The organism is Neolewinella antarctica (assembly GCF_011927835.1).
Taxonomy (GTDB): domain Bacteria; phylum Bacteroidota; class Bacteroidia; order Chitinophagales; family Saprospiraceae; genus Neolewinella; species Neolewinella antarctica.
Genome location: NZ_JAATJH010000006.1, coordinates 147032 through 170018 on the forward strand (window position 1 = coordinate 147032; position 22987 = coordinate 170018).

General features: G+C 57.4%; 17 protein-coding genes. 6 read left to right on the plus strand and 11 right to left on the minus strand.

Going from position 1 to position 22987, the window contains the following annotated elements:
• Positions 1-48 precede the first annotated feature (48 nt).
• Positions 49-1080 carry a DUF3089 domain-containing protein gene (locus GGR27_RS16325; protein ID WP_168039277.1) on the plus strand — a complete coding sequence of 344 codons (1032 nt, stop codon included), beginning with the start codon at positions 49-51 and terminating at the stop codon, positions 1078-1080.
• 140 nt (positions 1081-1220) lie between these two features.
• Here the strand turns inward: GGR27_RS16325 and GGR27_RS16330 are convergent, their stop codons facing one another.
• The 5 genes from GGR27_RS16330 to GGR27_RS16350 all read right to left on the minus strand — a co-directional run bounded on the left by GGR27_RS16330 (position 1221) and on the right by GGR27_RS16350 (position 9021).
• Positions 1221-4802: a hypothetical protein gene (locus GGR27_RS16330; RefSeq protein WP_168039279.1), complete on the minus strand. Its 3582-nt coding sequence runs from the start codon at positions 4800-4802 to the stop codon at positions 1221-1223.
• Between the two features lie 245 nt (positions 4803-5047).
• On the minus strand, positions 5048-5632 hold the full coding sequence (locus GGR27_RS16335; protein WP_168039281.1) for a biliverdin-producing heme oxygenase: 585 nt from the start codon (positions 5630-5632) through the stop codon (positions 5048-5050).
• Complete coding sequence (locus tag GGR27_RS16340; RefSeq protein WP_168039282.1) at positions 5632-6165, minus strand: response regulator; 534 nt, start codon at positions 6163-6165, stop codon at positions 5632-5634. Before GGR27_RS16340 ends, GGR27_RS16335 begins: the two co-directional genes overlap by 1 nt.
• Positions 6166-6168: 3 nt before the next feature.
• Positions 6169-6576: a response regulator gene (locus tag GGR27_RS16345; protein ID WP_168039284.1), complete on the minus strand. Its 408-nt coding sequence runs from the start codon at positions 6574-6576 to the stop codon at positions 6169-6171.
• A gap of 177 nt (positions 6577-6753) precedes the next feature.
• Positions 6754-9021, minus strand: coding sequence for an ATP-binding protein (locus tag GGR27_RS16350; RefSeq protein ID WP_168039286.1), 2268 nt, complete (start codon positions 9019-9021; stop codon positions 6754-6756).
• A gap of 244 nt (positions 9022-9265) precedes the next feature.
• Between GGR27_RS16350 and GGR27_RS16355 the strand changes: the two genes are divergently transcribed.
• Both GGR27_RS16355 and GGR27_RS16360 read left to right on the plus strand, forming a co-directional pair.
• Positions 9266-11203, plus strand: a complete 1938-nt coding sequence (locus GGR27_RS16355) for an AAA domain-containing protein (protein WP_168039288.1) — start codon at positions 9266-9268, stop codon at positions 11201-11203.
• Between the two features lie 119 nt (positions 11204-11322).
• A complete protein-coding gene (locus tag GGR27_RS16360) occupies positions 11323-12408 on the plus strand; it encodes an alkene reductase (RefSeq protein WP_168039290.1) in 1086 nt (361 codons plus the stop codon).
• A 218-nt stretch (positions 12409-12626) separates the two neighbouring features.
• Here GGR27_RS16360 and GGR27_RS16365 read toward each other — a convergent pair whose 3' ends face one another.
• From GGR27_RS16365 to scpB, 5 genes are all read right to left on the minus strand, one after another.
• Positions 12627-13016 (minus strand): DUF805 domain-containing protein, encoded by a 390-nt coding sequence (locus tag GGR27_RS16365; protein WP_168039292.1) that lies wholly within the window; start codon positions 13014-13016, stop codon positions 12627-12629.
• Positions 13017-13114: 98 nt separating this feature from the next.
• The gene (locus GGR27_RS16370; RefSeq protein WP_168039294.1) at positions 13115-15745 is read right to left on the minus strand and encodes an OmpA family protein; all 2631 of its coding nucleotides are present in this window, start codon (positions 15743-15745) and stop codon (positions 13115-13117) included.
• 157 nt (positions 15746-15902) lie between these two features.
• Complete coding sequence (locus GGR27_RS16375; protein WP_168039296.1) at positions 15903-16988, minus strand: PorP/SprF family type IX secretion system membrane protein; 1086 nt, start codon at positions 16986-16988, stop codon at positions 15903-15905.
• Between the two features lie 157 nt (positions 16989-17145).
• Complete coding sequence (locus GGR27_RS16380; protein WP_168039298.1) at positions 17146-17670, minus strand: DUF2480 family protein; 525 nt, start codon at positions 17668-17670, stop codon at positions 17146-17148.
• Between the two features lie 273 nt (positions 17671-17943).
• Positions 17944-18504: an SMC-Scp complex subunit ScpB gene (gene scpB / locus GGR27_RS16385; protein WP_168039300.1), complete on the minus strand. Its 561-nt coding sequence runs from the start codon at positions 18502-18504 to the stop codon at positions 17944-17946.
• Positions 18505-18625: 121 nt separating this feature from the next.
• Here scpB and GGR27_RS16390 point away from each other — a divergent pair, with 121 nt between their 5' ends.
• Positions 18626-20182 (plus strand): M20/M25/M40 family metallo-hydrolase, encoded by a 1557-nt coding sequence (locus GGR27_RS16390; protein ID WP_168039302.1) that lies wholly within the window; start codon positions 18626-18628, stop codon positions 20180-20182.
• Between the two features lie 134 nt (positions 20183-20316).
• On the opposite strand, the gene GGR27_RS16395 is transcribed toward GGR27_RS16390, so the two are convergent.
• Entirely contained in the window at positions 20317-21144 is an 828-nt protein-coding gene (locus tag GGR27_RS16395; protein WP_168039304.1) for a DUF697 domain-containing protein, read from the minus strand.
• Positions 21145-21394: 250 nt separating this feature from the next.
• Between GGR27_RS16395 and GGR27_RS16400 the strand changes: the two genes are divergently transcribed.
• Both GGR27_RS16400 and tsaD read left to right on the plus strand, forming a co-directional pair.
• Entirely contained in the window at positions 21395-21766 is a 372-nt protein-coding gene (locus GGR27_RS16400; protein WP_168039306.1) for a four helix bundle protein, read from the plus strand.
• A gap of 128 nt (positions 21767-21894) precedes the next feature.
• Positions 21895-22887: a tRNA (adenosine(37)-N6)-threonylcarbamoyltransferase complex transferase subunit TsaD gene (tsaD, locus tag GGR27_RS16405; RefSeq protein ID WP_168039308.1), complete on the plus strand. Its 993-nt coding sequence runs from the start codon at positions 21895-21897 to the stop codon at positions 22885-22887.
• Positions 22888-22987: the final 100 nt, after the last annotated feature.

The following is a 22987-nucleotide window of genomic DNA, read 5'->3' on the forward strand; positions in this document are numbered from 1 at the left end:
GTCATCATTTCCGCCTGAATTCTACCAACCAACAAGATCGATTTACGCATGACTTTCTCCAGATTTCTGATGCTCTCGGTGTTTGCGTGTTCCCTGAGCGCCTGCGGTGCTTACCCAAAAGCCGCCGCCAGTGGTGACCTCCCCGCCCCCCCGCCGCCGGATTACGCCGTTTCCGGAAACTGGGCGGCTTTACCAACTAAGGAAGACAACGCAGACCGTACCCCGGGCAGCTTACTCCGCGACGGTCAGGCGACCGCCGGGGCGGATGTATTTTTCCTCCACCCAACTCACTACCGCAAGACAAATGACCGGAGCGAAGGCTGGAACGCTAACCTCCTCGACGGAGAACTTAACAAAACGGTGGACGACGGGTCGATCCTTAACCAAGCGAGCATCTTCAACGCCGCCGGCCGAATCTACGCGCCCCGCTACCGGCAGGCCAACATCCAGGTGTACTATAAGGACGGGAGGCCCTACGCGGAACGCGCCCTGGAGATTGCTTACCAAGACGTGCTGGCCGCCTTCGATTATTACCTAGCTAATTACAACGACGGCCGGCCGATCGTCATCGCCAGCCACAGCCAGGGAACCACCCACGCGAAGCGTTTGCTCGCCGACCGTTTCGACGGGAAGCCCCTCCGGGACCAGCTCGTCGTCGCCTACCTCATCGGGATGCCAGTTTCTAAAGACGCCTACCGGAACATCCCCGTCTGTGAGGACGCCACACAAACCGGCTGCTTCGTTAGCTGGCGCACTTACCGAGACGACTTTGAGCCCGCGCCGGGCTACCGGGACTCCGTCGCAAATATTGCCGTCGTTAATCCACTGACCTGGACCACCGAACCGGGAGTAGCCGCAGCAAGCCTGAACAAAGGCGGCGTACTTTTTAATTACGATAAGGGGCCACTGGAGAAGCTGGTTTCTGCCGAAATTCGCGGGGGCGGGCTCTTTACCAGCAAACCGAGTTTTTTCGGCGACGTACTATTTACCACCAAGAATTACCACATCGCGGACTATAACTTCTTCTGGGTGAACGTGCGGGAAAACGCGGTTGACCGGGTAGCCGCCTTTGATCGGTAAGCCCCAGCCACCAAAATTCTGGGTCACGAACTTACTTGAAAATTCCTGCTGTGGATTATGGTGAGTATTCGAGATAACAGATCGTCACCCTAGCAAAACACTGCACCCGCGACCGCGCCCACGTTTTGCACAGCTACCGCTCAAAAATCGAGCCCCATCGAAACGTGCAGTTTGCCGGCTCCCCGGATGCCCGTCTCTACGCCGTACCCATAATCCGCCCGGAGGAAATACCCAAAGATCGACGTGCGAACGCCCATCCCGTAACCGTAAATAATGGGGTCGCGAAACCGCCGCACTAATACCCGCACCGGCCCCTGCTCGATCGTGGATAGGTTGACGGGGTTGTCCTCGTCGTAAGGGTTAGAACCGGACCAGGCGGAGCCCACGTCAAAAAATGGCACGACCTGAAAGTCGCGCAAGAACTTCGAACGAATATTACGGGAAATGTAGGTGAAGATCGGAATGCGAAGTTCTGCGTTGGCCAGCACGTGGGTGCCGCCGTTGCGAATGTTAATGTCGAAACCACGGAGGGGATTGACGAGGTCCTGAAAGACGAAATTACCGTTCGTCGGCGTCGGGATGCCATCGTTGAACTCCGGGCCGACGGCCCGGTCGGCACCCCCCAGGTAATAGAGCACTTTTTGGCTACCAAAATTCGTTGCGCCAGCCAGGCGCAGCGCCAGGATGCTACGACGGTCTAACCGCAGGTAGTGGCGAGCGTCGAAACCGGCTACGCCGAGAAAGCCAGGTTCTATCCCAGTCTCCGCACCACCGGAGCTGAAGCTTACGTCGAAGCCTTTGTAGGAGTCAACGTAAAATTTATACCGCGTCCCCATCCGCAAATTGGTCGCCAGGTTAAGCGTGTTGTCGAAGACATATTCGAAGCGCAGACCAATCCGGGCCTGATTCTCCGGGCGGCTTTGCAGCGCGGCCATTTCGGTGGGGAGGGTTTGGACACGGTCCCTACGCAACGTGCTCGTGAGGCGAAGCGAGCGAAATATGTCGAGCGGGTAGCGGATACCGTACTGGGCCAACAGCGTATTTTCTTCGATGATCCGTGGGTCCCGACCGGAAAAGCCCTGACCGAAAGAACCCTCCTCATTGCGGCGGTTACGGCGGTAGACGGAGATGATCCGGTCGAGGCGGTGCTTGCGATCTTCAAAGGTGACGAAGTACTCACTCCCGTTGAAGCGGAAGGGAACGCGCAGGCCGCCGGTAATGGAATAATCCTCGAACAGGTCGATAATGTTGCCCTTAAACAGGAGGCCAACCGGTTGCTGGGTGAACCCGTCCGGGTTGCCACTGAAGCTGTTAAGCCCGGCGAAAAGAGGCTCGTTATCCGCCTCAGTTTTGAAATAATTCAACCGGAAAGTGAGACGGGAAGCCGTGATGCGTCCGCGAATGAATTTGTAAGTACGGTTAAGCTCCGGGGTAGGTCGTTCGCCGCGTAAAATGCGCCGCTTCACTTTACTGGGTAGCGGCTTCGCGTTGGGGGACACAACCGTGAGGTTCGGGCGCGTACCGGTCGTGTCGGCACCGGCGGGGCGTGGCTGATTATCGGGTGTAGCTGGCTCCCGGAGCAGAATATTATCGTTCGGCTCACTCACGGGCGCCGGGGGCTCCACGAAGTCGTCGAAACGCGTTTGAAACAGGTAGTCGTCGGCGGTGCTGGCGGCGGGCTGTGGGTTAGCCTGGTTGGGGGAAATAATGCCTCCGTTAGTCTCTCCCGTACCGGTCGGCGCGTTGAACGTCGGCACGGTCTGGCCCCGAGCTTGGTAGCTACTGCGTCGGAAAGCCGTCGGTTTTGGAAAAGCTCGAGAAGTGGTGTCGAAAGTGAACGTGCGCACTTTTTGTCCGGCCTCCGCCAGGAATAGTTCAACACCGATCTCACTTTTCCCCGTAGCGTCCTGCCGGTGGATGCTGGTGTTGAGGTTAGTGGTCGGCTGCGTGACGGCCCGCTCTTTCATGACGGGGAAGACGACCGTGCTGTCGACGAGTGCGGTATCGAGGCGCTCCAGCGTGCTGTCGGCGTGGAGGACGATTTCGGAGCCGTCGGTTAAGTAAATGGTCCGTTCGTAGTGGTCTATATATTCCTCTACGTACCCTTGGTAACGATTCCGAATGCCGCTTTCGTTGCCGATGTAGCTGAAGAACGTACCGTTGATGGGAACGGGATTAGACTCATCCGCCAGCTCGGTATCGGTGACCTGTACGAGCTCGCCCGGGCGGTTGTCCAAATCGTAATAGAAAATGTCGAAGTCACCGATGGGCAGTAGGGTGTCGAGTTTCTGAACGCCCAGTTTAGGGTCGGGCCGGTTACTGGAAAAAAGGATGCCGCGTCTGCCGCGCACCTTGACGGTGGCGACGTCGAGGTCGTCCCAAAAATCGTTGGTGATCTTGATCGAGTTTCGCGTGGCGGGGAGGTAGGTGTAGATGTCCGACTGACCGAAAGCGAGCGCGGACATGACGAAGGTGCCCGGGTCGAGGTAGGCCATGCTGAACACGCGGTCGAGCGTAACGTCGAGGTCCTTGGTGACGTCTTTACCCGTGTTCAGGTCGTACTGCATTAATCTCGGGCGATCGCGGACTTCGTAGAGGACGGCGAGTTCCTGGTTGTTGGGGGAGAAATCGAGGAGGGGGTAGTTGTAATCGGTCGCCTGCAAAAGGTTCCGTTGGCCACCCTTAAAAATCAGTTCCCGCTCACCGGTGGCAATGTTTTGCGTGTAGACTTTGTAGCGGCCGATCTCGTTGAGCACGTAGGCAATTCTGCTGCCGTCGGGGCTCACCTTTACGTTGGTAATGGGCAGGTTACGTTTGTTCTTAACGGCAATCTCCTGCGTTTGCGGTGCGGCGCGGCTTGCGAGGTCGGCGGTGTGGCGGGTGTTGTAGAATTCCTGCCAGTTGTAGAGCGTCGCCTCGTAGTTGCCGCCGAGGATGTACAGAAAACCATTTTCCACGGACCGGTAAGTCCGCGTGAGGTAGAGCAAGTTGGAAACGGTGGGCTTGCCGTAGTTTTCCGCCACGAAATACCAGAAACTGTGGCCGGCCAGGGTGGGGTAGTCGGCGGCCAGATCTTCGAAGTCCTCGTACTCACCACTTTGCATGAGTTGGCGGAGCTGGTCGTCCTTTTCCGTATTCCAGTCTTCGCCGAGGTAGCTGACGAGGCCAGTCTTGAACCAGGGTGGCAGGTTTAGCAGGACGGCATTCTGTACGACCTCCTGTACGGAACTTCCGTAGAGCATGTGCTCCAGGTAGACGCTCGCCATGGCTTCCCGGATCTGGCGGCGCAGGTCCGTATGGTCACCGTTGAAGTAAACGAAGGCTTTGTTGCCATAAAATTTCGTCCGCGTGTCGGCAATGTAGCTCGTGCTACGGCCGATGGACTGATTGGACGAGAGGGAAAATACCTCTTCGCTACCGATGTTGCTCTGTTTCAGGTCCGTCACGTCCCGGTAGACGATCAGTTGAATCTTCTGATTCATCCGGTGCTCGAGCATCTTTTGCACGTAGCCAAAGTCGTACTCGGCGATCTGCACGACGGACTGGCCGAGATCACGCCCCTCCCCGTACCAGTGCGTGATGAAATTGTCCGATTCGTACCGCTCCCAGCTGTCAAAATCCTTGTGGTACTGCACCCGGTTCTTACCAAACTCCACTTGAGAAGTCTGGCCGGAAAGGGAGGTACCAAAAAGGAGGAACAGTGAGTAAAAAGCGAGGCGCATACGGGTCGGGTTGATAAGCGGTGACCTAAAGTACGGAATTCGGTGGTGGGCTAGATCAAACGATTAACGAACGCAGGGGGCGAAGGTTATGCCCGGCGTGCGCGCGGCCTGGGTAATTCGGTGGAAATGTAACGTGGGCGGCAGGGAAATGGGCTATTAGAGCTCAGAAGGCGTTCATTACGTGTCCACTCAAGATGGCGTATTCCCACGGAATACCGCGCAAATTTTGATAATCCAGTGGCTGGCTAGACATCCGTCAAACCTGACCGCTCCACCAAGACGGGATAGAGCCCAAAAGTTGCCAGCGCACCCGCGAGGCAGTGCTCCCGGTCTGCTGCGGTCCGCACCTCCTGCGTGAGTAAACGCTGAAAGTTACCCCAGGTGCTCCGGGGTAAGTCCGCGCAGGCACCGTAAAAGTGATGGGCGTTGAGTTGCGCTAATTCCGGGCAGTCGCCCAGCAGACCGGCGATCATCCGCCCCCCCAGGGTCGAACCCAGCAAAACGTACAGCATCCCCAGGGTTTCCGCCCGACTTTTGGGAAGGGGGAATTCTGTTGCGGGAGGGGATTTGGGTAGACCCAACAGGGCGCGGTCCCGATCGACCGCAGCCGCCAGCGTCGTCACGTGGGTGGCTAGATTAGGAAAATACTGAGTCGTTGAGGGTAGTTGGGCCGCTGACCGCCACACTCGCTCGGTAACGAGGATCAACCTGCGGTAGCGCCGTAACGAAACGCTGCGGTCGCGAATAGCCGAACCCAGCAACAATGCCTCCGTGGCCACGTGCGCCGCGCGGGTTTCTTGCTTTAAATAAGTACCGATGGGGGTGGACATTAGCCGAGCGCCTGAACTTGGTTCAGGGCTTCCTGAATCTCGCCTTTCTTGGGGAAGTCATCCGAACTGTTGAGCAGGTACACTGCTTTTTGCAACATCAACGACCGGGTTTGCTTCTTTTCGGCCAGCAGGTCTTCCCGCTGTTGGCGGTCCCGCGCATTTTTGAGGGCTTTTTTGATGGCTCCTTCGAGTTGGTCCAGGTTCTCTTTGAGCACGTAACCGTTAGCCCCATGCAGCACGGCTTCGGTAGCTTTCTGCTCGTTGTTGATCTGGCCGGTGACGAAGACGAATGGCATGCCGGGAAAGTGCTCCCGCACGTGGAGGAGTGCTTCCAGGCCATTGTAGCCGGGTAGGTGATAGTCCGCCAGCATGATGTCGTACTCCGCCCACTGGATGCGTTGCAGAAATTCTTGCTCCCCGTTTGCTACCGTAATAACGGAATTGGGTGCGAACTTAAGTAGCGCGCGCTTAGTGAGTTCCGCATCCACGGGGCGGTCTTCCAGTAAAAATACTTTTAAGATTCTATCGATCATTTGCTAAGCGGCTTCTTGGTTGGGTTGGTCTAAAAAAGTCGAAAGCAGTTGGCAAAGTGCCGTATACCCTTCCGGTTTTGTGAAGTAAGCTACGTTATCGTAACTCAGGGTAGCTTGCATATCCTTGGTCAGTGCGGACGACGAAAGTACATTGATTTTACGAAGTTTGGCTAATTTACCCCGGGCGTCCAGGTCAGCAAGAATTTCCAAGCCCGTCATCTTGGGCATTTTAATGTCCATAAAAATGATGTCACGCTCGTCGCCCGCGTAGTCGATTAACTCCCGTAAGCCTTCGACGGCATCGCTGATCCACCGAAAGGTGACGGGCTCGTCGAGCTTTTTTAGCGCGCGCTCCATAAGAAACGCATCCGTTCGTGAATCATCAATCAATAGTACCTTACGATCGGGCATGAAAACTTGACTTATGCGAAAATGATGATACGTTGAGCCACAAAGCTACAATTTTAACGTAGATGCCCAAACGGAGCAACCTTCGTATAACGGAACGGGCTCATTTTGTTGCGATAGCGCCATAAATCTAATCCACCGAGCTGGAAATACGGAAAAGCGAGCCTCGATGCAGGATAGCTACTCGAACGCCGGTGCTTTCTGCTTCGCTAGCCTTTGGGTCAGATTTGCCGGAATAGAAACCGTGAAGGTCGTGCCCGAGCCCAGTTCACTGGTCACCGAGATCTGGCCGTGGTGACGTTCCACGATCCGGTGCGCGATGGCCAGCCCGACACCCGTGCCCTCATACTCATCCTCCGGCACCAGGCGGTTGAACACGGCAAATATTTGTCCGGCGTACTTCATGTCGAAGCCGATGCCGTTATCTTCTACCGTGATGATGACCTCTTCACCAACTAAGTGGCTACTGATTTCCACGAAAGAATCGATGTCCGTCCGCCGGTACTTTACGGCGTTCGTTAACAGGTTGAGAAATAACTGCCAAAGCAAGGTGTAGTCTCCGGGTAGGGTGGGGGTAGAGAAGTTCGTACGTAAGGTCACGTCGCTCTCGGGGCCGCCCACGTCCGCCCAGACGTTCTTCACCAGCGCAGCTATTTTCACGTTCTCCGGTTTAATCATGCTGGACCCCATCCGGGAGAACTCCAGAATACCGTTGAGTAGATCGTGCATTTTATCGACGTGCGTGATGATGAAGCCGAGTACTTGCTGGCCGGCTTCGTCGAGTTTGTCGGCGTAGTCTTCGGTCAGGATTTCGGCGAATCCCTTGATGGTTCGCAAGGGCGCGCGCAGATCGTGGCTGACCGTGTAGCTGAAGCTTTCTAACTCCGCATAGGCACTCACGAGCTGGTCGTTTACTTGTTTCATGTTCTGGTACTGCACCAGGATGATCTCCCGAATATCGTTACCGAGCGCCAGCACGCCGTCGAGCTGGTACTGCGCCCAGGGCTCCGCTTTGCCGCGTTTTGTTTCGCTGTAATTCTCAAAAGAAAGTAGCGGCGAAAGCCGGACCCGGCCCTCTTCGATCACCTTGCGGTCTTCCGGCCGGCCGCCCCACGAGAGGGTGGTGACGATCTCGGGGCGGAACCAGAAAATGTATTCTTCCGGAGACGTCGCGGTGCGGATACTGACCATGCCGGCCGGGGCGGCGGTGAACTGCTTAGCGGCGGGGAACTCGTCGTGCAGGCGGGAAGTGGCGTAGAGTTTTTTTTGTTTGTCCGTGATGAAGGTAACCAATTGCGCGAGCTCACTTTCTTCCGGGCACAATCCAATTCGTTTAATCTTGCCATCAATGATGAGCGCGGCACCGGTGGCGCCGGCGAGGTTCATCAACTCATCCTGGTTTTCCAGCAGCGGCGTCATCAGATTGGTCGTAGCGCCCATTTTTTCTACTAGCCGGGCGCGGATCAGGCTATTGGCGAGGACGTTGGTTTGGTGAACGGTGTTTTGCTGTAAAGTCAGGTGACCGGAAAGCACCCGCCCAAAAAAGCCCAGCAGCTGTCTCATGCGGTAGTCCACCAGGCGGTCGGCGTTGTGGTGGCAGGCGATGAGCCCCCACAGCCGGTTCTCCACGACAACGGCAATGCTCATGCTGGCCCCGACGCCCATGGCACGGAGGTACTCCTGGTGGATCGGAGAAACGCCGCGGTTACTCGCCTGGCGCAAGTTAATCGGTTGGTCATCGTCGGTAATCAGTAGGCTAGCCGAGTTTTCCCGGGTGCTGGTAACCTGGCGGATCTGTTGCGAGAGGTACAACTCCCGCGCCTGCTGGGGGATGTCGGTGTGCGGATAGCGGAGGTGGAGGAAGGTCTGCATCTCGTCGCGCTTGGTCTCGGCAATGACCTGGCCGTTGTATTCGTCGTCAAACCGGTAGAGGTAGACGCGGTCGTAGCCCGTGATGGCGCGCACTTCCCGAACGGTGATGTCGAAAACGTTCTCTTTCGTCGCTACGCTGTTCTGGATATTCCCGACGGCCTTATCGATGCGCATCAGGGAAGCCGTGGAACCAAAATCTTTACTCCGGGGCTCGATTTCGAGGATCAAAAGTTCACCCTCCCGGTGCACGATCAGGTTTTCTCGCAGGTAGCCGGCCGGCCCGTCCGTGAGAAGCTCGACGGGGTTGGCGGCACTCAGGTCGGCTGCGGAAGCCAGGCTACGGAGGGTGTTGCCGGCCTCTTCCCCCAACACGGCACCCGCGTCCGCGCCCAAAAGCTCAGCCACCGGCGTACTGAAACGCTCGGCGGCATTTTCCGACACTGCCTTGATGAGCAGCGTATCGGCGTACACGACAATCATGACGGCCAAATCCTGACAACTGCGGATGAAGCGGAGGGGTTCCGCGTCACAATTGGTCAGATCGTAAGTGGTATTATAAAGTTGTTGAGTAGTCATACGGTAGCGGCCGGGTGGGAAGCCAAAAAATTGACTTTGCAATATACGTAAGTGGCAACGTTCGCTACCGGGGTTTGGGTTGAAAGGCGGGCTTTGCGCTTATTCTTACCTTTGGCCCGGTTAAGGAGAGCTTCCGTCCGTAGTCCGGATTTTGGGTATTTGCCTTCGCTACTTCTTCCCCCCCATTTTGCACCCGTCCCGTTCCCGATTACTATCGGGATCGAAACGCCCACTTCCCCCCACTTTGACCGACCCCCAGCAAGCAGAACTAACGCATTTACGTCGCCTCGTCGACCTGGAACGCAAGGAGGAACGACGGATGCACCTGGAGGTTATTCAGGCGCTGCCGCTGGTGCAAAGGGTGAAAAAAGGGCACAGTTGGTACCCGCTCCAGGTGATCGAAAGTGGCTATGGAATCGGCGGGCGACCTTTCGTGACTTTGATTCGCGAAGGTGAAGAGAGTCACCAGTTTCGCGCCGGGACGAGCGTTAATTTTTTCACCACCCAACCACTCGCTAACGGCGCGCAGCGCGGTGGCGTGATCAAATACGTCAAAAAAAATAAGATGGTCATCGTCCTCGGCGGCGAAGACCTGCCCGATTGGCTCCAGGCCGGTGGCGTCGGCGTCGACCGGATGTTCGACGAGCGTACCTACGTAGAAATGGACCGCGCCCTGCAAACCCTCGAAATGGCCGAAAACGGCCGCGTCGCCGAACTCCGGGACGTACTGATGGGCACCCGCCGCGCGGAATACCGCCCGGTGCCGAGTAGCGATGTCGATCACCTCAGTGGTCTCAACGACAGCCAGCGCGCCGCCGTCGCCCACGTCCTCGGTGCCGACCACGTCGGCCTCATCCACGGACCGCCCGGGACCGGAAAAACAACCACGCTCGTTGCCGCCGTCAAGGAACTCATCAAAACCGAAGACCGCGTCCTGTTCTGTACCCCGAGCAACTCCGCCGCCGACCTGGTGACGTTGCGGTTAGCCGACCAGGGCGTCTGCGTCGTTCGCACGGGCAACATCAGCCGCGTCGAAGAAGACGTGATGCGCCACACCCTCGACGTCCAGATTGCCGAGCACCCGGACACCGTGCAGGTCAAAAAACTACGCAAGGAAGCCGCTGCGTTACGCAAAAAGGCCAGTAAAGCGAAGGGCCGCCAGAAAGGAATGTGTTACCGCGACGCCGGCAAACTCAGCGGCTGGGCTAAACAACTCGAAGACCGGACGCTCGACCACACCCTCGACTCGGCCGAAGTGATCGTCTGCACAATGGTCGGCGCGGCGGCGTCCATCCTCAGCGGGCATACGTTCAAAACCTGCGTCATCGACGAAGCGGCGCAGGCGCTGGAGCCGGCCACTTGGATTCCCATTCTCAAAGCTAACCGGGTAATCCTGGCCGGCGATCCGTTTCAATTACCCCCAACGGTGAAGAGTAAGAAAGCGGAGAAAGATGGGTTCAACATTACTTTGCTGGAAAAATGCTTGGTGAACGACGTCGCTAAAAAGGCCGGGCTGACTAAGGAAAGTAACCGGGCGGCCAGGCTGGAAAACGTACTGCTGCAAGTCCAGTACCGGATGAACGAGCCCATCATGGGCTACAGCAACGATTATTTTTACGATGGCCAACTCCGCGCGGCGGACTTGGTGGCCAAACGTACGCTACCGAGCATCCCGCTGGCGGAATCCGTCGTTTTCATCGACACGGCCGGGACGGGTTTCGAGGAAAAACTGCACCCGCAGTTCAAAAGCCGCTACAATGCCGGCGAGCTCAACATCCTGATCGAGCATTTGCTGGACATGCGGCAAAACATTCCCTACGACGTCCAACTGCCGAGCGTGGCCATCATCAGCCCGTACCGCGAGCAAGTCATCCAGGCGGAGGACATGATCGACGAGGAAAGCAAACTGGCCGATTTCAACATCACCATCAACACCGTCGATGGCTTTCAGGGGCGGGAGCGGGACGTGGTGTACGTCAGCCTCGTCCGTTCCAACGAGAAAGGAGAGATCGGCTTCCTGGCCGATTACCGCCGGATGAACGTGGCGTTGACGCGGGCGAAGAAGTATTTGATCGTGATTGGGGACAGCGCGACAATCGGTGGGGATGCTTTCTTTGCCGGCTTTCTGAAGTACGTGGAGGAGCGGGGGCGGTACCAGACGGCTTGGGAGTTTATGGCTTAGGTGTGATGTAACTCGTACCCATTCGATGCTAATTAGCCAACCAAATAGCCCCCGTAAACGGCCGTACCGCCAACCTTCCCAACGTCCACTTCGTTAGCAACCGCAAACCAAATAACAATATGTCCAGTCAATTATTCGCCCCCCTAACCCTGGGGAAAACGGAACTAAAGAACCGCATCGTCATGGCCCCCATGACGCGTAACCGCGCCACGAACAACGTGCCCAACGAAATGATGGCCGTGTACTACGGCCAGCGCGCCGAAGCCGGCTTAATCATTACCGAAGGCACCTCCCCCAGCCCGAACGGACTGGGCTACCCCCGCATCCCGGGCTGTTTTAACGCCGAGCAGGCAGCCGGTTGGAAACTGGTCACGGAGGCCGTGCACGCGAAGGGCGGCAAGATATTCTTGCAGATCATGCACACCGGCCGGGTGAGCCACCCGGATAACCTGCCCGCCGGTGGCCGCGTCCTGGCGCCCAGTGCGGTGGAGATGTCGCAAACGCTGATGTACGTCGACGGCAAAGACCAGCAGTCCATTCCGCTGCCGACACCCATGACCATCGGCGACATTACCGATGCGGTCGCCGAATACGCCAACTGCGCGCAACTGGCCATCGACGCGGGCTTCGATGGGGTAGAGCTTCACGCCGCGAATGGTTACCTGTTGGAGCAGTTTCTTCACCCCGGAAGTAACAAGCGGGACGATCAATTCGGTGGCAACTTGGAGAACCGCCTCCGCTTCGTCCGCAACGTGATCGAGGCCGTTGTTGCCCGCATCGGCGGTGACCGGGTCGGCATTCGCGTCAGCCCGTACGGTGTTTTTAACGAAACGGGCGCTTTCGATGACGTTGACGCGACGCACGTACGGCTGGCGGAAATTTGTAACGAAAGTGGACTCGTTTACCTCCACGTGGTCGACCATGAGGGCATGGGCGCTCCTCCCGTTCCCGAGGAGATTAAGACCAAGCTACGGAAGACTTTTAAGGGTATTCTTATCCAATCCGGAAACTACGATGCGGTGAAAGCCGGGGTAGACATCGAGGTTGGTAAGGGAGAATTGGTCGCTTTTGGCCGTCCGTTCATCAGCAACCCCGATTTAGTCAGCCGGTTTCGGGGCGCCCGCCAGTTGCAGCTTCCCGAGCAGGAGACCTTTTACACGCCGGGGCCGGTTGGGTACATTGACTACCCCGTGTTGCCGGTTTAGCTCGCCAGGTAGAAGGTAGATCTTCGACGAGCACACAGTAGCAAGAGAGCAATCGGCTTACGCTGACTGCTCTCTTTTTTAGTAAACGATGGCGGGCGGGCTTTTCACATTCTTAACGAAGGGGGAAACTTAAGCTTCGTAGCCGGTCCGTTGCTGAATGGGAAGCTACGTAATAATAAAGGTGAGAACGCTGGAATAGTCAACCAGGGTAGACTAATTTACTCAACTAGGTGTGCTTCAATGTCACCAGCCAGCGCACCGGTTTTCGGGTTTGGGCCATATTCGTTGCTCCCCGCCTCGCTGTCATTAACCAACCAGTAAAGCAACAGCAGCGCACCGATGCCGGTAAAAACAATCAAAAACCACCAGCCGCTTCTACCGACATCGTGTAGTCGGCGAACGGCAACCGCCAGTCCTGGAATAAAGAGGCCAAGACCAATAACTAGGTTGAGAAGACCGCCAAGTGTCTCACCGATGATGAAAGTCAGGGCACCGACGGCCATTGACAGCAGGATATTCACCAGATAAAAATACCAGTATTCACTCCGCCGCGAACGGCCCGTGAACTGTGCGTACTTGCTTAACGCAAGTTTAAAGTATTCAACCATACTGTAGGATAATTTAAAGGATACGAAAATGCTCCCGTAAGAGCCGTGTGCGTAACAAATATAACACCTTACAACATTCAGTTCTCCCAACAAACTCGCTACTTACCCAATAAGTGGTACTTGTACTCCACCATCTCAAAAATCGGCACCCCCTTCTTATCCTTCTGCTCCAGAAAAATATCGATCGTAATCGTCTCGTCTTCCTCCTTTTCCGTGCTGTCGAAAACGATTTTCATCGTGCCACTGTCGCCGGGTTGGTAAGTCTTGGCGTCGTCGTGCGTGATCGTGGTGCAGTCGCAAGCCGAGATTAGCATCACCTTAGCGGGCGCGGCGCCCCTATTGGTGAAATTAACGGTAAACGTGCGGGATTCTCCGTGGGGGACGTCGCCCAAATCGACTTCGCGGCGGTCGAACTTTAAGACGGGTAAGCCGCTAACGTCGGGCTGGCCGAACAGGCTGCTGAAACGGTTCACCTCCGGCGGAGCGACCTGTTTTTCGGGCGTAAGCGTCCTAACTGTTTGCGGGGTGGGTGCGGGATTTTTGGGTGCGACCTTTTGTGTGGGCGCGGTTGGCAAGGAGTTCCGCTCCGGCGTCTCCAGTCGACGCTCGATCACGTCGCGGCGAATAATGATCTCGTCCGGCCCTTCCAAGACTTTGAACTCGGTACGGCGGTTGAGGCGGTGGGCCAATTCCCGCTGCTCTTCCGTGCCGAGACTAGCAATAAAGGCATCCGTAATCACGTCGCCCTCGCTCAAAAAGCTGATGCGCTCGGCCAACCGACCGCTCGCCACCTGCGGCTGCGTCTCCCCGTACCCTTGGGTCTTGATGCGCGGGCCATCGATGTTACCGTTGATGATGAGCCACTTGCGGGCGCTGGCGCTCCGGCGCTTACTCAGGCCGAGGTTGTAGCTGTCCACGCCCCGCGTGTCCGTATGCGAACCGAGCTCGATGACCATGTCGGGGTACTGCTCCATAATCTGCACCAACTGCCGCAGATCTTCCTCGGCGGCGGGGAGGATGTCGGATTTGTCGAGGTCGTAAAGAATGTTTTCCAGCACGACCGCCTCGGCGATCTCGATGGTGTCGAGCACCGGAACGTCGTCGCCGCCCGTGCCATCATCGTAATTGGGGTCGACTTTCAGAAAGACGATCTCCTGTAGCTCTTTGGATTCTTCCAGCCCGAGCGTATTGATCTCCACGGAATCGGAATAGTAACCCGGGTGGGACACGACTACGATGTACTCCGTCTCCAGCTCCAAACCGTAATCAAAACGGTTGCCGTCGTCCCGTGTCTTCGTCTGCCCGAAACCAATCTTGTTGCCGTTGCGCGTGGGTTGCAGCACGACCGTGCCGTTCGTCAGGGCTTCCTTGCCCTCGCTGAATAGGCCCACGACGAGGTTGGCGTAAAGCGAGGCGACCTCGAAGCCATATATGTCGTCGCAGCAAGTTTTGCTTTTTACCGAGCGGCCACCTTCCCGGTTGGAGGTCATGAAACCCACCAGTCCTTCGCCGTAAATGCTCAGCGATTTGTCATCCACCGTGCTGTTGAAACCGACGCCCATGTTTTTGGCGTCGCCCCAGGCGTTGCCGTCCCAGCCGGCGTAGAAAAGATCCTTGCCGCCCATCGTCGGCCGGCCGTCGGTTGACCAGTAGAGCGTGCCGTCGAAGTAGAACGGGGTGATGTCGTCGGCGAACGTGTTGACCTGCTCGCCGAGGTTAACCGCCTGGCCGAACCGGCCCTCGCCTTCGTAGTTGGCATAATAAATATCGAGCCCACCAAAGCCGCCGTCCATATCGGAGACGAAAAACATGACTTCACGCCCGAATAATTCACCGGCCGCGGGTTGCAGGACCAGATAGCGGTCGCTGTTGATGCCGCTGACGGGGTTGCCGCTTTTCCAGCCGTCGTCTTCCGCGTCGGACATGTAGATCTTAGCTTCCGTCACGCGGTGGCTTTCCATGGCCAGGCGGTTGAAGTACATCCGGCGGCCGTCGGCGCTCAGGGCCGGGTTGGCGGTGATGACGCCGGGGCGGTTGACTTCTTTGCCGAGGGCTTCGGGCTTGCTCCACGTGCCTTCCTCATCGCGTTCGGCGCGAAAGATCCGGCTAAAATCATCTTCTTCACCGTCCTGCTCTACGGCCGAGGTACTCTTCCAGGTCGAGAAGTAAAGGGTGTTACCATCTATGGTTAGCACCGGAGAGTATTCGCTAAAGGAACTGTTCACCTTCTTATCCAGAAGCTCCAGCGCAACTTCGCTCGTCTCCTGCGGGGCGTCGCGGTAAAGCTCGATGCCATCGAGTTCGAGGGCGGCGAATTTTTCCAGCCGTTCGTCGGTGTTCAGCCGCCGGAATTGCTCGAAGTAGGTACGCGCTTCGTCGTACTGGGCGTCCATTTTCAGGGCCCGGGCGTAGTGAAAGCGGTGCTCGTTGTAAGTGGTATCGGTCGCCTCCGTGCGGCGGAACACCTGCTTATAGATGCGGGTGGCGCTGGCCACGTCACGCAGGCGCAAGTTCATCAGCGCGCGCAGCGGGAGGTATTCGTCCTCGTCCGTCTCGTCGTAGAGTTTCTCGTAGTTTTCGAGCGCAACGAACCAGTTCTGGTTGGCCCGGGCGGAGTCGGCCGCAATCTGTAATTGCTCGACGTTGGAGCTTCCCGCGAGGGGCTGGGCCAGTAATTCGCCGGCGTAAAAACCCGTGATCAGCAGTAGGGTGCTTAGTAGATATCTCATGTTGGTGGCTAAGGTTGGCGCGTGGCTGTTTGCCTGGTGCGAGTGGCTAACGTTGGGGGCGAGGACGCTGGTGCACGGGAATTCGGTGAAAGCGCAAAGTAGGTTGGGCGAAGCGCCCGGTGAATACGTTGCTCCCGCTAACCGTGCCGACTATCCCCTAAATATCCGGACAAAGAATCGTCGGCGTGACGTTCGGCTTCTTGTAAATATTGAAAATGTACATGGCCGACAGCTCGAACGCGCCCTGGTAATTCGTCGCGGCCCGCGCCTGGCTCAACGTGATGTCGTAACTCAGCGCGGTTCTGAGTTGACCGAAGTTCAGCCCGACGAGCACCTGCGCGGCGTCGCCCGTCCGGTAACCCACGCCGAGGCGGAGGTCCATGTCCTTTTTGAGGTTGCGCTGCCCCCAGGCCTGGAGACTGATGGCGCTGGAAGCGGCTTCTTGCTGGAAGAAGATGGAGGGCTGGAAGCGCCATTTTTCGCCAGCTTCTAAATCTAACCGCGCGTGGGCGTGGATGGTGGCGCGGCGGTCGAGCCCGTCCGTATCAACGGCTGCGGTGCTATCCCGATTCTCCGACTCGATCAGCGAAGTCCGCTCCGGGCTGGTGAGGTGCAGCATGGAGATGCCCGCCTCGAAGACGTTGTTCTTTTTCGGGTTCAACATCATTTTTAGTTTCAGCCCCGCGTTGAGGTCATTAACGCTCTCGTTGTCACCGTCCTGACCGGTTGCCTGAAATTCATTGGTCCCGCCCTGGCCACCCTGGGTGGAGGAAATCGTTTCTTCCTGCAGCAGCGTACCCTGAAAATCAAACCCGTAAGAAATACTACCGTACTGTACGCCGAGCGTGACGATGTTGGTCCGCTTTTTGTCGAGCGCCAGGTGATAGGCCGCGCTGAAGCCGAAGAAGTTCTCCGTGTAATCCGCGCTGCTGCTCGTGCCCGCCCCCTCGAAGGGTGACTTGCTGTTCACCAGGCTCATCCCGACGCCAATCCAGTCCTGCTTCCGCAGGCCGAACGCCAGTGGCGCGTCCACGTAAGCCGTCGGGGAGTTGATGCCGTTGATGCTGTGCCACTGCCCCCGGAAGATGCCCCCCACCCGCACGGAACCCGCGAACGCGCCCGTATTGGCGGCGTTGAGCCAGAGCGGCGCGTAGTTGTGTAGGGTATAGTGTGCGTTCTGAGCGCTCAGGGGCACGGCGGCGGCGAAGGCCAGGCAGAGGAAAAGTAAACGGCGGAGACGCATAGGGTGGCGGGTTGTCGGGGAAATACAGCAGCCCGCGCCGGCGGTGAGAAAGCCCGGGTACGGGCCAAGATACAACGAGATTCGAGTAATTTAGTAGCGGGGAGGACGATCGGGCCGCGAGTGTCGGGCGGCAGCATTTCTGTTTAATCGCTCGCCACTACTTACTCGCCGCCACCCGGGGTTTTTTGTAAACGGGTACCGTGCTGCACGGCTCGCCGAACATGAGCGACTTTACGTGGGGTTGCAGGTGGGTCGTTACGTCCAGGTACGCCGAGGCCGGGATCGTCCTTTCTCCACAACCTTTGATGACGACTCGCTTATCGACGAAGTTTTCCGGGTCGAGATTTTGAATCACCTTCCGGTAGTGCTGTCGCAAAAACTCCGCTTCCGTGCCCTGGTAAATATCCGCCGCGTAGGGCGTTGCCGCCGCCGCCACGAGCATGTAGGCCCAGTTGGGGATGATGGCGTCCGCCGAACAGAAGACCAATAGGATCTTGTCTTCGTACTGACTAAAATCGTGGTCCTTCACGGCCGCGCGAAAGTCTTTCTCCTTTAAGATCAACTCCATAAAGAGGTAATCCTTCAGGTCGAACGTCGCGAAGGCTTGCCGGGGCCAGTGCTCTTCCAGCTTAAGGGTGACGATGCCGGAAACGGCTACGCGGTTGGTGAGGAGGTCGGCCATTTTCTGGTGATTTTTCAGAGAACGGTGGGGTGGGGGTTTAGTTTGTTGGCGGTAGGAAATTAGGCGGTAGGCTGGTAGGCGGTAGGAAAATTAGGCGGTAGGCTGGTAGGCGGCAGAATTTGGAGACTTCCTCAAATTAATACAGGGCAAATGGACGGAATAATTGAAAAATTATTACTTGAGAACTACGTAAGGTGAGCTATCTACCGCCTACCGCCTACCGCCTACCGCCTACCGCCTACCGCCTACCGCCTACCGCCTACCGCCTACCGCCTACTCCACCGGTTCCCCAATCTCACTATCCGGAACGGAAAAATCCTTCGGCTGCGGCAGGTCGGACAAAGACTTAATGCCGAAGTAATCCAAAAAACGATCGGTGACGCCGTAGAGGAGTGGCTTGCCGACGGAATCCGCGCGGCCGAGAATAGTAACGAGCTCTTTTTCCAGCAGTTTCTGGACGGCGTAGTCGCAGCTCACCCCCCGGATCTTTTCCAGTTCCGACTTGGTGACGGGTTGCTTGTAGGCGATAATGCTCAGGGATTCGAGGGCGGACCGGCTGAGTTTCTTTTTGCTCTGCATGCGGAGGTGCGTGCCGATCGTTTCGTGGTAGGCGCCTTTTGACATGAACTGATACCCCCCGGCTACTTCTACGACTTCGAAGCTGTGGGCGTCGGAATCGTACCGGGTGACCAGCTGGTCCACGGCTTCCAGTACCACTTTCTGGGCGAAGCGGACGCCGAAGTTTTCGGTGAGCACGTCCTGCAGTTCTTCAAGGGAAATTGGCGAGGGGGCGGCGAAGATGAGGGCTTCAACGTGCTGGGCGAGGTACTGCATGGGGCGCGAAGGTAGGGCCTTAGCTTTATTGGCCGGGGCCAATTCCCGCGGGTAGTGGTAGTGGCCGCGGGTGGGTGCTGGCCGGATAGTCTTACTTTACCGATAATTTCACTCCTTACTTATGCACCGACCGCTCGCCCTACTTTTTCTGCTCCTCGCTATACTCCCCTGCACCCGCGTCCGCGCCCAGATAACCGAACGGGCGACGGAGAACAGCCTGCGGGAACGGACCCTACAAAGCCTGGAGGCCTACCAAGATTTTCTCTCCATGCCCAACGACGCGCGGCGGGAAGGGGAGCTCGAACCGAACCTGCGGTGGCTGGAAGCAGCATTCGGGAAGCGTGGATTTACGGGCCAGCGGCTAGAAAACGAAGGGATTGATCTGCTACTGTTTACTTATGCCGCGGCAGCGCCCGATGCACAAACCGTCCTCTTCTACGGCCACGTCGATGGCCAGCCCGTCGACCGTTCAAAATGGGTGCTCAGCCTACCCTTCGAACCAGTTTACGGACGCATGACGACCACCCCCGAGGGGAACGTAGAATACCAAAAAGTAGACACACTCCCGGCCGACCCCGAGACCAGCGACGTACGACTCTTCGCCCGCGCCGCCTCCGACGCGAAGGCCCCGCTGATGCTCTTCCTGGTTGCCTGGGACGAGATGATCGCGGCGGGCAAACGACCCGATTACATCGTGAAATTCATCGTCGACCCGATGGAGGAAACCAGCAGCCCCGACCTGCCGGGCGCGGTCACCACCCACCGCGCAGCCCTGGCGGCCGACCACCTGATCATCCTCGACGGGCCGGTGCACACGACCAACAAACCCACGCTGGTGGGCGGCGCGCGCGGGATTGCGGGCGTACGCCTAACCGTCTACGGGCCCAAGCTCCCGCAACACTCCGGGCACTACGGCAACTACGCCCCGAACCCCGGCCTCCGACTGGCGCAGTTGCTGGCCGGCATGAAGGACGAGGACGGGCGGGTGACGATCCCCGGATTTTACGACGGGATCGAGCTCGACGACGCGACGCGCGAGTTACTGGCCGCCGTACCGGATGACTTGCCGGCTATCCACCAACAAATCGGATTTTCCACGCCGGACGCGGTCGGTGGAAATTTGCAGGAAGCTTTGCAGTACCCCAGCCTGAACATCAAAGGATTTCGCAGCGGCTACGTGGGCCAGGCGGCCCGGACGATCATCCCCGCGACGGCGGTAGTAAATATGGATATCCGTCTGGTGAAGGAATCCGATGGCGACCGGCTGCTCGGGCTGGTACGCGATTACGTGGAGACCGAGGGTTATTTCATCATCCCGGAAGGCCGCGAACCGACGGACGAAGAGCGCGCGGCGCACCCGAAACTAGCTTCCTTCAGCGGGAAAACGAGCTACGGTGCTTTCCGGACGGACCTCAACGGCCCGACGGGCGCGTGGCTACAACGGGCGCTAACGTCTACGTTTGGGGAAGAACCGATTCTACTGCGGACGATGGGCGGCTCCGTGCCGATTGCTCCGTTCGTCAACATTCTTGATGTTCCAGCCGTCGTGCTGCCGCTCGTCAACCCGGACAATAATCAGCACAGCCCGAACGAGAATATTCTGCTGCGGAATTATTTCCGGGGGGCGGAGACGCTTTACGGGGTGTTGGTGGAGGAGTTAGGCGGTAGGGAAGATTAGGCGGTAGGGAAGAATTAGGCGATAGGCTTGTAGGCGGTAGAGCTGATTTTATTGAGTACGAGTAATATATTATAAATGCGTTTCTTCGCCTACCGCCTACCGCCTACCGCCTACCGCCTACCGCCTAATGACCCTTATCCCAAAATCCGCTTCTTCATCACCTCAAATTCTTCCTGCGTAATAATATTCTGCGCCTTCATCTCGGCGAGTTCTTTGATCTTACGGATGGCGGCGTCGTTGATGGGCGCGGTCGCGGGTGCGGAGGATTTGGTGGGTGCGCTCGGGTCTTCTAGTAAGTCGGCGGCGGCCGTAGCCTGCGGCGTGTGGCCGGGGCTGCCGGGGTCCGGGACGGCGGACGTCGTGGGCGGCGGGGTAGGGTTGAAGCCGGTCGGCATCGTGGAGGCTGGCTTAGGAGACGTGGGCGGTACGATAGATTCGCCCTTATTGTCCGCTTCCTTTTTCCAATCCTTAGCTACGTCCTTACCCTTCTCAAAACTTTCGTTGTACAATTTCTTGAGCCGGTCGGTATCAAAATCGAGGAAGGTACCACCGTGGGCGAAGTGTTGTTTAAAGACTTCCCCGAGCGCGTAAGTACTCGCACCGTTGACGGCCGCCGTAGTGATGCCACCAATGATGGTGCCGATACCGGGGACGAGCTTGATCAGACTGCGCGCGCCGGCCCGGGCCATGGTACTGGTCGTTAGGGAGCTGACGATGGCTTTGCCCTGGGTTTCGGCGAAATCGATATCGTAGACCCGCGTCAGTTGCCGGATCATGTCGAGTTGCAAAGCCGAGACGGCGAACACATCCGCAATCGGTAGCGGAATAATGTAACTCGCGCCCATGCTCCAGAGCACGTGGTTGCGAATGATGGTTTCGGCGTGGCGATTTTTATCGTTGGTCGGTCCCATGAAGGAGTCTTTTAGTTGCTTCTTGGCGAAGTCGGTGATTTTTTTGCGCATGATGTTACTTGGAACGCACGGGGGGCGGTTCGGGTTATTTCTGGGGTAGGGAAGTTCTAGTTTATAGATGAACGGGCTTTATTGTTAGATGGAAGGAGGGGAATAGGCGGTAGGAAGCATTAGTCAGTAGGCTGGTAGGCGGTAGGACGATTATGTGGTAGGTAATTGTATTCGTTTTTAAACGATAGTATTCGTTTAAGATGCTTCTACATTTGGGGAACATTTAGAGATTTGTGCAAAATCGTTCGATATGGCTGCTTCTAATTTTACTACTTGGTTTGCGTATGAGAAGGGTATGCGACTAGCGAAGTGCGTCTCCCAACTCGCCCGAAATCGATTTCCGAGAGAAGAAAAATACTCACTGACCGATCAGATACGCCGATCTTCGCGCTCCGTGTGTTCGAATCTTGCGGAGTCCTTCGCAAAACGCGTCTACCCCAAACATTTCGCCGCCAAACTAACCGACGCCATGGGTGAGAATTACGAAACACAGGTCTGGCTACAAGTAGCACTAAACGAAAAGTACATTAGCGAAGAAGTCTACCAAGAATACCAAGCAGCCTCCGAGGAAGTAGGGAGACTCCTGACATTCATGCATCAGAACCCCCACAAATTCACCTAACCCAAGGATTACAGTCGTACCTACCGCCTACCGCCTACCGCCTACCGCCTACCACCTACACGCCTACCACCTACACGCCTACCGCCTACACACCTACCACCTACGCGCCTAAAAACCTACCGCCAAAAATGCCCACCATCCTAGCCATAGAATCCAGCTGCGACGACACCAGCGCCGCCATCGTAAAAGACGGTAAAGTCCTCAGCAACGTAACCGCCACCCAGGCCATCCACGTGGAGTTCGGCGGCGTCGTGCCCGAACACGCCAGCCGGGCGCACCAGCGGAACATCGTGCCAACCGTTGCCGTAGCCTTCCAGCGCGCCGAGCTCACACCGGAAGACGTGGACGCGGTCGCCTTCACGCGCGGTCCCGGCCTGATCGGTTCCCTCATGGTCGGCGTCAGCTTCGCCAAAGCCTTCGCGCTGGCCCGCGACCTGCCCCTCATCGAAGTCGACCACATGCAAGCCCACGTACTGGCCCACTTCGCCGAAGACCCCAAACCCGAATTCCCCTTCCTCTGCCTTACCGTTTCCGGTGGCCACACCCAACTCGTCGTCGTCCGCACCGCCCTCGACCAGAAAGTCATCGGCCGCACCCTCGATGACGCCGCCGGCGAAGCCTTCGACAAGACCGGCAAAATGCTCGGCCTCGACTACCCCGCCGGCCCGGAAGTCGACCGCCTCGCCCAAACCGGCCAACCCACCGTCGCCTTCGCCCGCCCCGACCCCGGCGAACTCAACTTCTCCTTCAGCGGCCTCAAAACCAGCGTCCTTTATACCCTCCAGAAGAAACTACGCGAAGATCCAGACTTCGTAAAAAATAACCTCGCCGACACCTGCGCCTCCATCCAGGAAGTCATCGTCTCCGTCCTCCTCCGCAAGATCGAACTGGCCGTAGCGCAAACCGGCCTCACTAGGGTCGCCCTGGCCGGCGGCGTCAGCGCCAACAGCAGCCTCCGTGCCGGACTGACCGAACTGGGCAAAGAGAAAGGGTGGCAAACCTTCATCCCCCGCTTCGAGTACTGCACGGACAACGCGGCGATGATCGGCGTTACCGGCGCTTTCAAGTATGCCGCCGGCAAGTTTGTGGGGCAGGATGTGGCCCCCGCCGCTCGCTTCTAGCTCACCGACTACTGTACAACCTATCATTAATTGAAGCTCATCGCGTCAAATTTTTTTGAACACAAAAAGCACATAAGTAACAAAAGGCACAAAAATCAAA